The 15,617-nt window shown below is 71.3% G+C and carries 16 protein-coding genes; 10 read left to right on the forward strand and 6 right to left on the reverse strand.

The genetic code is table 11. From position 1 onward, the window contains the following. Window positions 1-108 precede the first annotated feature (108 nt). The 7 genes from F0L68_RS32260 to F0L68_RS32290 all read left to right on the forward strand — a co-directional run bounded on the left by F0L68_RS32260 (window position 109) and on the right by F0L68_RS32290 (window position 9,307). Window positions 109-1,530 carry a vanadium-dependent haloperoxidase gene (locus F0L68_RS32260; protein ID WP_188316942.1) on the forward strand — a complete coding sequence of 474 codons (1,422 nt, stop codon included), beginning with the start codon at window positions 109-111 and terminating at the stop codon, window positions 1,528-1,530. A 194-nt stretch (window positions 1,531-1,724) separates the two neighbouring features. Further along, entirely contained in the window at window positions 1,725-2,270 is a 546-nt protein-coding gene (locus F0L68_RS32265) for an HPP family protein (RefSeq protein WP_223199319.1), read from the forward strand. A gap of 81 nt (window positions 2,271-2,351) precedes the next feature. Next, complete coding sequence (locus F0L68_RS32270; protein ID WP_149853633.1) at window positions 2,352-3,185, forward strand: sulfurtransferase; 834 nt, start codon at window positions 2,352-2,354, stop codon at window positions 3,183-3,185. Between the two features lie 37 nt (window positions 3,186-3,222). Next, entirely contained in the window at window positions 3,223-3,627 is a 405-nt protein-coding gene (locus F0L68_RS32275; RefSeq protein WP_149853634.1) for a cupin domain-containing protein, read from the forward strand. 144 nt (window positions 3,628-3,771) lie between these two features. Continuing rightward, window positions 3,772-4,227, forward strand: coding sequence for a cobalamin B12-binding domain-containing protein (locus F0L68_RS32280; RefSeq protein ID WP_149853635.1), 456 nt, complete (start codon window positions 3,772-3,774; stop codon window positions 4,225-4,227). Further along, complete coding sequence (locus F0L68_RS42775) at window positions 4,224-7,655, forward strand: FAD/NAD(P)-binding protein (RefSeq protein WP_188316943.1); 3,432 nt, start codon at window positions 4,224-4,226, stop codon at window positions 7,653-7,655. The genes F0L68_RS32280 and F0L68_RS42775 overlap by 4 nt, the downstream gene beginning before the upstream one ends. Further along, window positions 7,652-9,307: an AMP-binding protein gene (locus tag F0L68_RS32290; protein ID WP_188316947.1), complete on the forward strand. Its 1,656-nt coding sequence runs from the start codon at window positions 7,652-7,654 to the stop codon at window positions 9,305-9,307. The genes F0L68_RS42775 and F0L68_RS32290 overlap by 4 nt, the downstream gene beginning before the upstream one ends. 74 nt (window positions 9,308-9,381) lie before the next feature. Here F0L68_RS32290 and F0L68_RS32295 read toward each other — a convergent pair whose 3' ends face one another. Next, window positions 9,382-9,792 (reverse strand): hypothetical protein, encoded by a 411-nt coding sequence (locus tag F0L68_RS32295; protein WP_149853637.1) that lies wholly within the window; start codon window positions 9,790-9,792, stop codon window positions 9,382-9,384. Window positions 9,793-10,004: 212 nt separating this feature from the next. On the opposite strand from F0L68_RS32295, the gene F0L68_RS32300 reads away from it, so the two are divergent. Both F0L68_RS32300 and F0L68_RS32305 read left to right on the forward strand, forming a co-directional pair. Beyond that, complete coding sequence (locus F0L68_RS32300; protein WP_223199320.1) at window positions 10,005-10,718, forward strand: 3-keto-alpha-glucoside-1,2-lyase-like domain-containing protein; 714 nt, start codon at window positions 10,005-10,007, stop codon at window positions 10,716-10,718. Between the two features lie 181 nt (window positions 10,719-10,899). Beyond that, window positions 10,900-11,400 (forward strand): hypothetical protein, encoded by a 501-nt coding sequence (locus tag F0L68_RS32305; protein ID WP_149853638.1) that lies wholly within the window; start codon window positions 10,900-10,902, stop codon window positions 11,398-11,400. A gap of 5 nt (window positions 11,401-11,405) precedes the next feature. Here F0L68_RS32305 and F0L68_RS32310 read toward each other — a convergent pair whose 3' ends face one another. The 4 genes from F0L68_RS32310 to F0L68_RS32325 form a co-directional block, all read right to left on the reverse strand. Then, complete coding sequence (locus tag F0L68_RS32310) at window positions 11,406-12,170, reverse strand: bestrophin-like domain (protein WP_149853639.1); 765 nt, start codon at window positions 12,168-12,170, stop codon at window positions 11,406-11,408. Between the two features lie 228 nt (window positions 12,171-12,398). Beyond that, window positions 12,399-12,869, reverse strand: a complete 471-nt coding sequence (locus tag F0L68_RS32315; RefSeq protein WP_188316944.1) for a DoxX family protein — start codon at window positions 12,867-12,869, stop codon at window positions 12,399-12,401. A 143-nt stretch (window positions 12,870-13,012) separates the two neighbouring features. Beyond that, on the reverse strand, window positions 13,013-13,975 hold the full coding sequence (locus F0L68_RS32320; protein ID WP_188316945.1) for a LysR family transcriptional regulator: 963 nt from the start codon (window positions 13,973-13,975) through the stop codon (window positions 13,013-13,015). 147 nt (window positions 13,976-14,122) lie between these two features. Continuing rightward, window positions 14,123-14,674 carry a carboxymuconolactone decarboxylase family protein gene (locus tag F0L68_RS32325; protein ID WP_149853642.1) on the reverse strand — a complete coding sequence of 184 codons (552 nt, stop codon included), beginning with the start codon at window positions 14,672-14,674 and terminating at the stop codon, window positions 14,123-14,125. 145 nt (window positions 14,675-14,819) lie between these two features. Between F0L68_RS32325 and F0L68_RS32330 the strand changes: the two genes are divergently transcribed. Further along, window positions 14,820-15,380, forward strand: a complete 561-nt coding sequence (locus F0L68_RS32330) for a TetR/AcrR family transcriptional regulator (protein ID WP_149853643.1) — start codon at window positions 14,820-14,822, stop codon at window positions 15,378-15,380. 1 nt (window position 15,381) lies between these two features. Here F0L68_RS32330 and F0L68_RS32335 read toward each other — a convergent pair. Beyond that, window positions 15,382-15,617, reverse strand: a 236-nt coding sequence (locus tag F0L68_RS32335) for an FCD domain-containing protein (protein WP_149853644.1), incomplete at its 5' end; no start/stop codon positions are given.

The following is a 15,617-nucleotide window of genomic DNA, read 5'->3' on the forward strand; positions in this document are numbered from 1 at the left end:
GGACTTCCTGCTCGCGCAAAGGAAAAGTCAAGTATGACGTTGTCAACAACCCAGCGGCACAGACCCGTTTCCCGCCTGCGTCGTCGAATTGCGAGCGGAGCGACGCTGGTGCTGGTCGGTGCCGCATTCGCGACGGTCAGCCCGGCGGTCTCCGAGGCCTCGCCCCGGTATTCCGGCGATTCGATCGTGGTGAAGTGGAACCAGCAGACCGAGAACAACATTCTGAGCGTCTACGAGACGGCCAACTCACCGTTCGGCCCGCCGACGGTGGACGCGCGGGCGTTGGCCATCACGCACACCTGCATGTTCGACGCGTGGGTCGCCTACGACGGCCGCGCGGTGGGCACGCAGCTGGGCGACCAGCTCCGTCGCCCGTGGTGGGAGCGGACCCAGCGCAACAAGGAGACGGCGATCAGCTACGCGGCCTACCGCGCGCTGCTCGACCTGTTCCCCGCGCAGACCGCCACCACCACGGCGTTCATGCAGAGCCTCGGCTATGACCCGAACAACACGAGCACCGACACCGGCACCGCCGCCGGCATCGGCAACGTGGCCTGCGCGGCGGAGCTGAACTTCCGTCACCAGGACGGGTCCAACCAGCTCGGCACGCCGGCCTACGCGGACACCGTGACCGGCTACCAGCCGGTCAACCCGCCGCAGCCGGTCGACTCCTTCGACAAGTCCACCGTGGTGGACCCGTCGAAGTGGACGCCGCTGATCGTCAACGGCAAGACCCAGCACTTCCTCAACCCCCAGTGGGGCCAAACGAAGCCCTTCGCGATCGGGTCGGCAGACGGCTACAGCGTTCCAGCGCCGCCCGCCTACCCCTCGGCGGCCATCACCTCGTCGATCAACAACGTGCTGGACTACAGCGCGAACCTGACCGACGAGCGCAAGGTCATCGCCGAGTACTGGCTCAACGCCGACGTCACACCGCCGGGCGGGCAGCAGGCGTGGGCCCGTTTCGTCGCCCGGCGCGACCACCACAGCCTCGACCAGGACGTGAAGATGTTCTTCGCGCTCAACATGGCCGAGGACGACGCGGCCATCGTGTCGTGGAAGGTCAAGCTGGAGTACAACTACGCCAGGCCCAGCACGCTGATCCGCTACGACAAGGCGGGCCAGCAGATCCAGGCCTACGGCGGTCCGGGCAAGGGCACGGTCACCATGGACGGCAGCAACTGGAAGCCGTACGTGTCGACCCCGGCCTTCCCTGCCACCGTCTCCGGGCACAGCACGTTCTCCGGCGCGGCCTCCGAGGTCCTCAAGGACTTCACCGGCAGCGACACGTTCGGTGACTCGTTCGTGTTCAAGGCCGGCACCTCCAAGATCGAGCCGGGCATCACGCCAGCAAGCGACGTGACGCTCAGCTGGCCGACCTTCAGCTCGGCCGCCGAGCAGGCGGGCATCTCGCGCCTGTACGGCGGGATGCACTGGGACTTCGACAACCAGCCCGGCATCACCCTCGGTCGCCAGGTCGGTCACGACGTCTGGAACCGCGCGCAGCAGTACTTCCACGGCTGCGCGTGATCCCGGCGTAACGGTGACCCATCCAAGATTCGAATAACGGTCCGCGGAAAACCGCGCTCCCACCATTCCGGGGCAGTCGCCCTGGAATGGTGGGAGCCGCGCGGACCACTCGTGACCTGCACAATCCCGACCAATCGGGCCTGAAGAGCCGTCCGCGCCCCGAAACCTCGACCCCACACCGAAAGGTGACTGAAGTGACTGACACGCCCCCGCCCACGGTGGCGCCTCAGACGGAGCCGGCGACCAGGCCCGTGTGGTGGAAGAGCAAGGCGCCCGCGAGCCCCAAGCTCAGCAAGGCCGTCATGGCCACGGTCGTCGGCACGGTGATGCTGCTGCTGCTCGCGCTGATCGGCGACGTGACCCACCAGATCCTGCTGACGCCGCCCTTCGCTGCCAGCGCCGTGATCATCGCCGGCAGCCCGGCGTTGCCCCCGGCGCAACCGCGCAGCGTGATCGGCGGCCAGCTCGCCTCGGCCGTCCTCGGCCTCCTCGTCTACGCGCTGTTCGGCGCGTCCATCTGGACCGCGGCCATCGCCGGCGGCGTCTCGCTCGGCGTGATGATCGTGCTCAGGGTCGTGCACGCGCCTGCCGCGGCACTGGCCGCCCTCGTGGTCGCCCAGCACCCCGAGCCGGTGCACGCCCTGGTCCTCGTCGTCGCGGCCAGCGTGCTGCTGGTCCTGTTCGGCGTGATCGCCGCCAGGCTCCGCGTCGGCGCCAACTACCCCGCCTACTGGTGGTGACCCCGACGTCGCCGCCCCGCCCAGCCGGGTGACATCGCACGAACCCTGGCCTCGAACCACCGGAAAGAGCTGAGGTATCCGATGGACCGCACCGACTTACTCGTCGACGCCGACTGGGTCACGGCGCACGCTGACGACCCCAACGTCGTGCTGGTCGAGGTGATGGACCAGAACGGCGCGAGGGACCGGGGCCGCATCGCCGGCGCGGTCCGCATCGAGTGGACCACCGAGTTGCAGGACCCGGTGTGCCGCGACTTCCTCGACCAGGCCGCCTTCGAGAAGCTGTTGTCCGCCAAGGGCATCGGCAACGACCACACCGTGGTGCTCTACAGCGGCAACCACAACTGGTGGGCGGCCTCGCTCTACTGGTACCTCAAGGTCTACGGGCACAACGACGTGCGCCTGCTCGACGGCGGCCGGGCCAAGTGGGAACTCGACTCCCGGCCGCTCGTCGAGGAGGAGCCCGTCCGGCAGGCGACCAGCTACGTCGCCGCGCCGAGGGACCTCACGACCAGGGCGACGCGCGACGACGTGCTCTCCGCCATCGGCACGCGGAACCTGCTGGACGTCCGGTCCGTGCCCGAGTACACCGGCGAGCTCGTCGCGCCGGCCGGCGTGCCGCAGGACCCCTCGCTGAAGCGGGGTCACGTGCCGTCCGCGCGCAACATCCCCTGGGAGAAGGCCACCAACCAGGACGAGACGTTCCTGCCAAACGACGAGCTGGCGAAGGTCTACGCCGACGTGGACTTCGACCGGGAGACGATCGTCTACTGCCGGATGGGGTGGCGCTCCTCGCACACCTGGTTCGTGCTGCACGAGCTGCTCGGCAGGCGCGGCATCGCCAACTACGACGGCGCCTGGGTCGAGTACGGCGCGCTCGTCGCGGCGCCCATCGCGAAGGGCAACGAGGCCTGATCGTTCCGACACCGCACCGACAACCCCTGGGGGACGGATGTCCAAGGTAGAAGTGATCACCAACGTGCTGCGCAGCGGGTTCGAGCTCGACGAGCTGTCCTGGGTGCCGTGGGTCGAGCCGGGCAGGGCCGGCGTGGACCACTACCCGCTGTGGACGCCGAACCCGGAGACCGGCGAGGAGTCGATCGGCCTGCTGCTGCGTTTTCCCCCCGGCGCGCACGGCGACTTCCACGAGCACCTGGGCTTCGAGCTTATGCTGGTGCTCGAAGGCTCGCTCGACCACAGCGACGGCACGGTCTTCGAGCAGGGTGACCTCGTGGTCGAGGGGCCGGGCACCCGGCACCAGATGTCCAGCGCCAAGGGCTGCACGGTGCTCGCCATCCGCACAAGGCCGGCGGCTGCGCGCGAACCGAAACCCGGCGAGATCACCGTCGAAGTGTAGTCACCGCAACCCTTTCAGCCCCGCATCGCAGGGTGCCAGCCGGGTCAGGCCGGCGCCCTGCGGTGCTCCGGCGTGCCCGCAGCGCGCCCTTCATCTGTTGCGCCGCGCGCCCGTTCGCCGGGCCCGCAGACTGGGGTTACTCGCATGCATTCGCCTGTGCCGCAACGCAGACGCGTCGTCCTGTCCACGGTGTCGTCGGACTCGCACACCTGGAACCTCGTTTTTCTCCAACTGCTGTTGCAGGAACTGGGCCACGAGGTGGTGAACCTCGGGCCGTGCGTGCCGGACGACCTGGTGGTCGCGGCGGTCCGCGAACACCGGCCGCACGCGGTGGTGATCAGCTCCGTCAACGGGCACGGGCACCTGGACGGCGTTCGGCTGGCCCGCGCGCTGCGCGCGCATCCCGACACCAGGGACGTGCCGGCCGTGATCGGCGGCAAGCTCGGCGTCGCCGGCGCCGACGACGGCGCGATGGCCGCCGAGCTGATCGCCGCCGGGTTCGACCGGGTGTTCATCGACGCCGGCGAGCTCGACGCGCTCACCGGCTACCTGGCGATGCTGCCCGCCCGGGACCGCTTACAGGTGACGGGGGCACGGTGAGACCCGGCGCGACCGGGCGCGGGCCGGGCGCCGACCTCGGCGACTACGTCCGCGCCGCGGCCGAACGAGGCGAACTGGTCGTGCAGCCCCGCATGGGCATGGCCGACCCTGACCTGATGGCCGAGGGCCTGCGCGCCGTCGCGGCCGCCCCGGCCCGCACCGCCGGCACCATCACGCTGGACAGCTACACCAGGGTCGCCGACCACGACGGCGCGCGGGCCGCGCTGCGGGACGGCCGCGACCTCAACGGCTTTCCCATCGTCGTGCACGGACCCGAGGTGACCGCGCGGGTCGCCGCCACGGCCGGCCCCGCCATCCCGGTGCAGGTGCGGCACGGCTCGGCCACCCCATCGACGCTGTTCCGGGTGATGACCGAGGCCGGCCTGTCGGCCAGCGAGGGCGGCCCGGTGTCCTACTGCCTGCCCTACGGCCGCGTCCCGCTCGCCGAGTCCGTGGCGTCCTGGCGCGACGCCACCGCCGAACTCGTGGAGTCCTGCCGGGACAACGGATCCAGGGCGCACCTGGAGACCTTCGGCGGCTGCCTGCTCGGGCAGCTGTGCCCGCCGTCGCTGCTGGTCGCGACGAGCGTGCTCGAGTCGCTGTTCTTCGCGCAGCACGGGGTGACCAGCCTGTCGCTGAGCTACGCGCAACAGACCGACGCCACCCAGGACATCGAGGCGCTGGCGGCGATGCGGCGGCTCGCCGGCGCGCTGCTGCCGGCCTCGGTCGACTGGCACCTCGTGCTCTACACCTACATGGGCGTGTACCCGAGGACCAGGGACGGCGCGCGACTGCTGCTGCGGGACAGCGCCGAGCTCGCGGTGCGCGGCGGCGCGGAACGCCTGATCGTCAAGACCACCGCGGAGGCGTTCCGCATCCCCACGATCGCCGAGAACGTCGCCGCGCTCGTGGACGCCGACAGCACCGCGCGGCGGGCCGCCGCGCTGCCGACGGCCGAGCTGGTCGACCCGACGGACGTGCTGCGCGAGGCGACCGGCCTCGTCGAGGCGGTGCTGGCGCTCTCCGACGACGTCGGCACCGCCCTGCTGCGCGCGTTCGCCACTGGACTGCTGGACGTGCCGTTCTGCGTGCACCCGGACAACCTCGGCCGCACCCAGGGCGCCATCGACGACAACGGCCGCCTGTACTGGGCGGAATCGGGCAACCTCCCGCTGCCCGGCGGCCCGCGCAGCAGCGGCCGGCGGCTGACCTCCGCCCAGCTGCTCGGCATGCTGCGCGCCGTGCCGGCCCGCTACGAACAGGCCGCCCTCACCAGATCTTCGGCACCCACTCTCGATCCTGCTCTCACCCCTGCAACCAGCTCTTCGGCACCCATTCTCGATCCTGCAAGCAGATCTTCGGCACCCATTCTCGATCCTGCAAGCAGATCTTCGGCGACCACCATGGAGGCCTCGGTGACCGCGACAACAACGATCCCGGCATCGCCGCCGCAGGCCGCCACCGACTGGTCTGCCGCGCCGCACCGGATCGCCGTGCTCGGCACCGGTTCGCGCGGGCTCGCCGTGCTGGAGCGGCTGGCCGCCCGACTCGCCGAGGACACCAGTGGCCGCAGGGTCGAGCTGTACGCGATCGACGCCGTGGAGATCGGCGCCGGCCGGATCTGGCGCACCGACCAGGCCCCGTGGTTCCTGATGAACACGCCGGCCTGCGAGGTCACCATGTTCTCCGGGCCCCCGGACGACGGCCCGGCCAGGCCGAGTGCGGGGCCGAGCCTCGCGCAGTGGTGGCAGCGGGTCATGCCGGACACCGCGGAGCCCAACGGGTACGCCGAACGCGGCCTCTACGGGCGGTACCTGCGGTTCGTGCTCGACACCATCGAGGCGAGCCTGCCGGAGACCGTCACTCTGGAGCGGGTGCGGGCCATGGTGCACGCGCTCGACCGCACGCCGCAAGGGCACTACCAGCTGATGTTGTTCGACGGCCGGGTCATCGAGGCGGACCGGGTCGTGCTGGCCACCGGCCATCCGAGGACCGAGCTGACTCCAGGCCAGCGCGCGCTGGCCGCGTTCGCCGAGGCCCGGCCGAGGCTGCGGTACTTGCGGGGCGATTCGCCAGCGGACATGCCGCTCGACGAGATTCCGTCCGGCGCGACCGTGGGCATCATCGGCATGGGCCTGTCGTTCTTCGACGTGATGGCGGCGCTGACGGCCGGCCGCAGCGGGCACTTCGCCGAGAACGACACCGGCGAGCTGGAGTACGTGGCCAGCGGGTGGGAGCCGCGCATCGTGGCGGGCTCGCGCGGCGGCGCGCCGCTGCCCGCCAGGGGCCGCAACCAGAAGGCGGCCGACCACTCCTACCGGCCGAGGCTGTTCACCACTCAGCGGGTGCGCGCGGCGCGCGCGGAACGGAAGCTGGACTTCCGCGCCGACGTGCTGCCGTGGATCACCGCCGAGGTGGACCTCGTCTACTACGAAACCGCGCTGCGCCAACGGTTCGGCGCCGGCGCGGCGACCGCGTTCACGGCTCGCGCCGTCGCGCTGGCCGAGCACTCCCCCGGGCTGGCCGACCCGGCCGGCCTGACGGCGACGGCCGAGCTGGTCGGGCCCTCAGGGACGCCAGAGTCGGGCGGGTTGGCTGGATTGGCCGCCGAGTTCGGGCTCGCCGACCAGCCGCCGCTCGGGCTGTTGCGGCGGGGCAGGCCCTTCGCCGGGTCAAGGTTCGCCGATCCGGGGGACTTCGAGAAGTCGCTCGCCGAGCTGGTGCGCGAGGACCTGGTCCAGGCCGCGCTCGGCAACGTGGACGGACCGGTCAAGGCCGCCCTTGACGCGCTTCGCGATGTGCGCCAGGTGATCCGCACGGCCGTCGACTTCGGCGGGCTGACCCCGGAGTCGCACCGCCGCGACTTCCTCGACTGGTTCGTGCCGCTGGCCGGGTTCGTGTCCACGGGTCCGCCGCTGCACCGGATGCGGCAGTTCCTCGCGCTGCTCAACAGCGGCGTGCTGCGCGTGGTCGGCCCCGACGCGTCGTTCGGCATGGACGCCGACCGAGACCGGTTCACCGCATGCTCGCCGAACGTCGAGGGATCGTTGGTGCGCCTGGACGTGCTCATCGACGCCCGCATCCCGACGCCGGATGTGCGCCGCGACCCGGCACCGCTGATTCGCGGGCTGCGCGACTCCGGCGTGCTCACCAGCTTCCGGAACACGGGCGGGGACACGGACTTCGACACGGGCGGGGTGGCGGTGACCGACGCGCCGTTCCACCCGATCGGCGCGGACGGCCGACCGGATCCCGGGCTGCACGTGCTCGGCATCCCGTCGGAGCACACCAGGTGGTTCACCCAGGTCGGCAGCAGCCGACCCGGCGCGTGGGGGTCGTTCATGCGCGACGCCGATGCGATCGCCGGCAGCGTCCTCGCACCCATCGCGGCGGACCGGCCGCTGACGTCGGCGAGGCCGGGCCGGTGACCCCGTCGCGTCCCACGCAGTACTGGGCGGGCCGCAGGACCGAGGCACACCAACGGTTCCGTGCCGCGCGGGACCTGTTGCTCAGGCACCGCGCGGACCATCGCGCCGCCTACGCCGAGTTCCGCTGGCCCCGGTCGACGACGTTCAACTGGGCGCTGGAGTGGTTCGACGTCATCGCCGAGGACAACGCGGCGTCGGCGTTGGAGCTGCTCGCCAACGACGGGACCGCGCGGCGCGTGTCGTTCGCCGACCTGTCCGCCGGGTCGGACTCGGTGGCGAACTGGTTGACCGGCCTCGGGATCCGCCGGGGCGACCGGGTGCTGATCGTGCTCGGAGCGCAGCACGAGCTGTGGGAATGCGTGCTGGCGTGCCTGAAGATCGGCGCGGTGGTGATCCCCAGCTATCCGAGCCTGACCCGCACCGAGGCGGCCGACCGGGTGCGCCGGGGCGGCGTGCGGCACGTGGTGTGCCGGGCCGACCTGACCGCGCTGTTCGACGACATACCGGTGCCCGGCGGTCGGATCGCCGTGCCGGGCTCCGTGCCTGGCTGGTCGGACTACTCGGCCGCGGCGCTGGACGACCGACCGTTCCTGCCGACCGGCCCGACGCGCTCGGACGAGCTGGCGTTCTGCTACTTCACCTCCGGCACCACCGCCGCGCCGAAGCTGGTGGGGCACACCCACGCGAGCTACCCGGTCGGGCACCTGTCCAGCCTGTTCTGGAACGGCCTCACTCCGGGCGACCGGCACCTCAACGTGTCCGCGCCGGGCTGGGCGAAGCACTCGTGGAGCAGCCTGTTCGTGCCGTGGTCCGCCGAGGCCACGATCCTGGTGCCGCCGGACGGCCCCGCGCGGCCAGAGTTGTTGCCAAGGCTGCTGATGGACGCGGCGGCGACCACGTTCTGTGCCCCGCCGAGCACCTGGCAGGCGATGCGCCCGCACCTCCGCTCGGCCCGGCCGCCGCTGCGCGAGGCGATGAGCGCGGGCGAGCCGCTCGCCGGCGATCTGTCCGCCGAGATCGGGCGGTCCTGGGGTGTGGCCGTGCGGGACGGCTACGGGCAGACCGAGACGACCGGGCTGATCGGCACCACGCCGGGGCTCACGCCGCGCGCGGGCTGGGCCGGCCTGCCGTTGCCGGGCTACCGGATCGTGCTGCGCGATCCGGCCACCGGGCGGTTCGGCGACACCGGAGAGATCTGCGTCGACCTGACCGACGGGCCGGTGGGTGTGTTGGTCGGCTACCTGGACGACGCCGAGGCGACCGGCCGGGCGCTCGCCGACGGCGTCTACCACACCGGCGACCTCGGCGAGCGCGACGCGACCGGCTGGATCCGGGTGCTCGGCCGGCGGGACGACGTGTTCAAGTCCTTTGACCACCGCATTTCCCCGTACGAGCTGGAGGCCGTGCTCGGTCGGCACCCGGCCGTCTCGGAGGTCGCCGTGGTGCCGCGCGCCCACCCGATCGGCGGCGCGGTGCCGCACGCCGTCGTGGTCGCCGGGCGCGGGCACGCCCCTGGGCCCGCGCTCGGCGAGGCGCTGCTCGCGCACGCGGCGCTGCACCTCGCGCCGGACCTGCGGCCCCGGTCGGTCGAGTTCGCGGATCGGTTGCCGCGCACCACGTCCGGGAAGATCCGACGCGCGGAACTCCGGTGAGGCGTGCCGGATCGCCTATCGCAAGGCCGCTCAGACTCCAGTCATCCCGTCATGCCAAGACGACGCTCGTGGCGCTACCTCGCTACCTGCGACCACATCACGACCGCGGTCAGCTCTCCCTTGCCCTCCACGGTGATCTTCACGGTCTCTCCCTTGTGCACCGGCATCGCCAGCATCTCGCCGCTGCCGGCGGACTTCAGCGTCGCGACCGCACCCGAAGTGTGCATGGCGAAGGTGAGGGTGGCCGGCCGGACGGGGTTGGGCGCGGTGAGCTTCGACAGGAGATAGCCGTCGGTGGGCGTCTGGTAGGTCATGGTGGTCGGCCGCGTCGTGTCCAGGATCCTGTCCGGGGTGTGGGCTGGCGGCGGCTTGGTCTCCTGGCCGACCGGCTCCGGGTCGCCGCTGGCGGCGACCGCGCCCGTCTGGGCGGTGGTCAACAGCCCGATCGCCAGTGCCGTCGCCAGTCCGATCACGCGCATCCGCATCGAGTGTGCTCCCTGGTGAGTCCGCTACCGCATCCGACACGGCTGTTCCTACCGGCGCCCACCCGCCACTCCCGGCATACACCCGGCCGTGGGCGTGCTGCGGGCCGACCGCGCCGACCTGGTCGCCGGACGGGCGCTTGACTCATCGGATGACTCCCTCCTAACCTGAACAACACCGCCGTCTGAAAAGGTTTTCAGGACGGAGAAATCGGATGATTATGCGTCATCTGCGGATACTTGCCGTCGGGGCCGCGTTGTTCGCCGCGGCCGCGACGGCCGGTCCCGCCGCCGTCGCGTCGACCGCAGGCGACCCCAATCCCTGGGGCGACCCGAACCTCGTGTCGATGTTCGACGGCAAGACCCTCAACAACTGGACCTCGGCGAAACCCGGCGGCTGGACCGTCGCCAACGGCGTCATCCACGGCACCGGCACGGCGGGCCGAGGCTGGCTCCGCTACAACACCCAGGTCGGCAACTTCCGCTGGATCTTCAACGTCCGGCAGGTGTCCGGCAACCACGCCCCCACCGTCCTCATCTGGGGCACCATCACACCGATCCGGGACGCGCTGAGCGCCATCCAGTTCCAGCCGCCCAACGGCGGCCACTGGGACTACCGGCCGGGGCACAACAACGGCGGCGGCAAGGAGTCCACCTCGTTCCCGCACACCAAGTGGGACATCCACCAGTGGAGCCAGTGCGAGATCCTCGGCAACCAGGCGACCGGTGTCGCGCGGATGGCCTGCTGTCCGCTGCCGACCGGCGCGACCACCTGCAAGGCCGTCGAAGTGCTCGACTTCAAGGACGCCACGGCAGGCCGGGTCGGGCCGCTCGCCATCCAGGTGCACAACAGCGGCATCCAGGACGAGTACCGAAGCCTCTTCGTCGAGTCCCCGGTCGCCGACCCCGGCAAGTTCGTCACCACCTGACGTCCCGCGTTCCACCGTCCGAGCGCGCCGTGCGGTCCTCGGCCAGGGGGCCGCACGGCGTGCTCACCTTCTTCGCGGCACAACAACCCGATCGTGGCGTGGGTTCTCCGTACGCTCGACGGCAGGACCTGGTGCGTCGAACGGCACGGACATGTGGGCAGCCCTGACACGCTCGACCGCGGTGGCGGTGACGCTGTTGGCCGCGCTGCCCTTCGCCGCCCAGCCGGCTCCCCCGCCGCCGCCGATCATCCCGCCGATCCCGCCGGTGATCATCCCGCCGCTGCCGACGGTGGAGATCCCGCCCATCCCGCCGGCGCCGGTGATCACCATCCCGCCGATCCCGCCCGCGCCGACGATCGTCCTGCCGCCGTTTCCCCAGCTGCCGCAACCGCCCGCAGAGCAACCGTCCGCGGGGCAGCCGCGCGGGCCGCAGCCGACCGGCCAGGCCACGCCGGGCGCGCCGGCTCCGGTCACCGGCACGCCGAGCCCGACCGCGGCGGCGAGCCCGCCGGCCACGACCGGCCCGACCGATCTGCCGCCGCTCACCGAGGCGTACGCGCCGTACCGGCCCGCCGTGGACGCGAGCACCGTGTCGGACGATCCGAAGGTCGTGTTCGTCGTGCTGGCGGCCGTACTGGCCGCGGCCTTCACCAGTCGGTCCGGCCGGCACCGTCAGCGCTGAGGGTGTCAGTGCGCCGACCCGAACCGGGCCAGGACAAGGCGAAGCTGGTCAGGCGGCAGGTCGAGCGCGCCGTGGTACGGGCTCCTGATCAGGAACAGCACATACACGGCGACGGCGATCACGACGCCCTCGGCGAGCAGCGAGATGAGCGAGGACGAGGTGTGCGGCAGCCCGACGATCATGGCGTGGCCGATCGCCGTGAACGCGGTCACCACCACGGCGAGCAGCAGTCCCCACGGCAGTCCGGTGAGGGTGTCGCCGATCCGGCTCTGCCGCGCGTCGGCCGCGGTGTTCCACTGACCCACCGCGAGGGCACGCGCCGACTGCTCGGCCGGAGTCGTCGCCTGGAGCGCGAGGACCTGGGTGGTGAGGCGGCCGGCCAGCGCGTCGGCCGCCTCGTCGGACCGCTGTAGTTGCAGCTCCGGCCATTCGCGGTCGACCAACCGCCTGGTGTAGTCGCGGATTCCGCCGCGCAGGTCGTCGTGCGCCGGCAGCGCGCCGACCACGTCGTAGAGCCGGGTCAGGGCGGCGCTCTCGTCCCGGAGATGGGTCCTGGCCCGGTCGTAGGACTGCCACGCGATCACCAGCGACAACCCGAACGCGGCTAGGAACATGGCGTTCAGCATCGCGCCGACCGGAGCCGTGGTCTGATCCTGCCATCGCTCCCGGCGCTCACCGACGGTCGCGCCCTTCAGCGCCATGGCGACCGAGAGGATCAGCACGGCCGCCGCTGCCGCGACGACGAGACACCAGATCACGATCTCCGTCATCGACTCGCCCACCCGGTTCAGCGGAGCTGGTCCGCACGCACCGATTCGGTTCGCCCACTCGACACTACAACCGGATCATCCGGTCATCGGTCGCGCGGAGGACACCTCACTCCGGAGGGCCGCCGACCACCCCTGCGGCTGACGCGGAGGGCACGAATCGTTGCGGGCCGGGCGAAACATGCCTCGGCGGGGTCCCGCGAACGGCGCAACCCGTTGGACCGTCCGGGGTCAGCCGACCTCGCTGACCGCCTTGGGCTGATCGGCTGGGGCCGCCTTGCGCAGTGGCAGCACCTGGCGCAGCCGGGGCTGGGCGCGCTGCGCGGGCGCGGCGCGGAGGGCGGACGCCACGACCAGGCCCGCGACGACGAGCACGACGTCCTTGATGACGTACTGGCCGGTCAGCGTCGGTCCCATGGGGTGCGCCCAGATCACGCCGGGCAGCAGCACCAGCGGGGACATCGCGCCGGCCATCTGGACGAAGAACACCGCCAGCGTGGTGCGCGGCCAGCGGCCGGTGAGGAACCCGACTCCGATCAGGGTCTCCATCAGCGCGAGGAGCGGACGGGACACGGCGGGTGGGACCAGGTCGAAGGTGATGATCGACATGGTGCGGGTGGCGAGCTCGGCCGCGGGGCTCATACCCTCGAAGAACTTCAACAGGCCGAACCACACGAACACGATCCCCAGACTCAGCCGCAACAACGTCACGCTGTGCGAACAGCACCAATCGGCGAGTCTGGCGGGGCGCGATCTCGGGCCACCTGACGACTGGTTCACGTTCATGCGCTGGTTCCTGTTCTGCTCAATGGGAACCTGCCCAACCCCTCACGTGGTGCGCGCAGTCACAGGAGAGCAGGTAACGACGGACCGGGCGGAGCGGGAATGTCGACCTCCGGGACGAAGGCGAACTGGGCGACGTCCAGCAGCGCCTCGACGGCGGGCGTCATGCGGGTCTTCTTGGACCACAGCATGGTCACCGACCAGCGGGCCTTCGGCAGGCTGGACACCACGACCAGGTTCGGATCCGGTCGGGCGGCGACCACGTGCGCCGGCAGCATGCCGACGCCGAACCCGAGGCTGACCGACTCGCGGACACCCTCGACGGAGCCTGCCTCCACGACGTCCGGCGGCGCCTCGAAACGGGCGCGCAGCAGCTCGGGCAGGCCGCGCTGCGAGACGCAGGTCGGGTCGAACACCAGAACCTGTTGCGCCCAACCGGTTTCGAGGCCGACCCTGGGTTGGCCGAACGGGCGGCCGTCGTCGGACCTCGCCCCGACGACGGGCACGAAGTCCAGCTCGCACAACACACTGGCGGCCAGGTCCGGGGTGCCGCCGCCGCGGTCGTCGCGGTGCGCCGAGGTCAGCACGAACCCGAGGTCGATCTCCTCGGCGCGCACCGCGGCGATCACGTCGGCGGAGCTCAGCGTCCTCGGCGCGACGCGAAGTCCCGGCCGGATGCGGCGGTTCTGCCGCACGAGGTGACCGAGGTGGTGGTCAACCAGGGCCGGGGACACCCCGACCGTCACGCGGCCGGCCGCGTCGCCCTCCGGGCTGACGGCGGCGACCATGTCGTCGACCACCGAGAACATCTGCATGACGTAGGTGTGGAAGGTCTCGCCGGCCTGGGTGAGCCGGACGCCGTTGGGCAGCCGCTCGAAGAACGGCGTGCCGAACTTCGACTCCAGCGCCCGCACGTGGCAGGTCACGCTGGACTGCGAGTAGCCGAGGCTCCTGGCTGCCTTGGTGAAGGAGCCCGTCCGGGCAACCTCCCGGAACGTCCTGAGTTGGTGCAGGCCAAAGTCCACCGTGTGCCCCCCATCGCCAGTTGACTCATCCCGCCGGGAGTGCCACCCCGGCGAGAACCTTCCCGCCACACCACGTCCGCCGCCGCGGGCCACCACCGATCATCGTGGTCCGCAGCGGTGGCGCGTCCGGCTTTGCCGGCAAACCAACTAATGAGAAGCCGTCACCGCGACGTCCACGGCCGGGAAGTCGAGGTCGGGCTGCGCGAGGTGGTTGAAGTAGTTGGAGAACACGTTCAGCGCGATGTGGCCGATGATCTCGGCCAGCTCGGCGTCGGTGACGCCGGCCGCGCGCGCCTGCTCGACGACGTCGTCGGTGAGCCGGCCGCCCGAGCGCATGGCCTCCCTGGCGACCTGGAGGACGGCCGTGGTGTGCGGGTCGTCGCTCTCGGCGCGGCGGGTGGCCAGCAGCTGCTCCTCGCTGAGGCCGACCTTGCCGCCCCGCATGGTGTGCGCGGCAACGCAGTAGCCGCACTCGTTCTCCTGCGCGATCAGCAGCGCGAGCTGCTCGCGGACGCGGGCCCGGAAGCTGCCGGCCACCAGCGCGTCGCGCATCGCCAGGTACCCCTTCAGCGCTGCCGGACCGTTTGCCATCGCGGCGTAGAGATTCGGCACCCTGCCGAGCTGCCGGTTGGTGTCCTCCAACAGGGCACGCTGCTCATCGTTCGCGGTTTCCGCGGTGAGCTGGGGCATGCGGGACATCGGAAGCCTCCTCGAAGTGTGGCACCAAAGAACTTTGGTACCGGTCGGTACCGTTCAGACGGTACTGATCGGTACCGTCCGTGTCAACGTCAAGTCCCGCACCATGTTTACGAATAAACGAGACAGAGTGGTACCATCTGTCCGTATGGCCACCCGAGCACGCGAGCGCCTGTTGGACGCGGCAGAGGAGCTGTTCTACGCGGAGGGCGTGCGCGCCGTCGGCGTCGAGCGCATCCTGGACGTCTCCGGCGTGGGCAGGGCGTCGTTCTACCGCCACTTCACCAGCAAGGACGACCTCCTTGTCGAAGTGCTCCAGATCCGCGACCGACAGTGGCGCGCCTGGCTGTCCGGCACCATCGATGGCTGGCACCTACCACCCGGACAGCGTCCGCTCGCCGTCTTCGACGCGCTCGCCGAACGGTTCTCCAGGGACGACTTCCGCGGCTGCGCCTTCATCAACACGATGGTCGAACTGGCCGACCGGACCAGCGCGGCGCACGGCGTCGCCGCGCAGCACAAGCAGAAGGTGATCGACTACCTGGACACCATCCTGGCGGCGGCGGGCCACGCCGACCACGAGGCGACCGCGCGCCAGCTCGCGCTGCTGGTGGACGGCGCGATCGTCACCGCGCTGCGCGAGGGCACGCCCGACGCCGCCCTGCGCGCCAAGGAGATCGCCAGGGCCATCCTCGCCTCCGCGCGCTGACCTAGCGGGACGAGGCGGCCCACAAGGACCGGACGTGACCGAGGTGCTGCCGCATCAGCCGCTCGGCACCCTCCGCGTCGCCGGCCAGCAACAGGTCGAGCAGCTCGACGTGCTCGGCGGCCGAGGCCTCCAGCTCCCCCCGGTCGGCCAGTGCCGGCAACGCGTACAACCGGGACCGCTTGCGCAGGTCCCCCACCACCCGCACCAGGTGCGGGTTGCCAGCCAACGCCAACAACT

The sequence above is a fragment of the Solihabitans fulvus genome, from assembly GCF_008386585.1.
GTDB classification, from domain to species: Bacteria; Actinomycetota; Actinomycetes; order Mycobacteriales; family Pseudonocardiaceae; genus Solihabitans; species Solihabitans fulvus.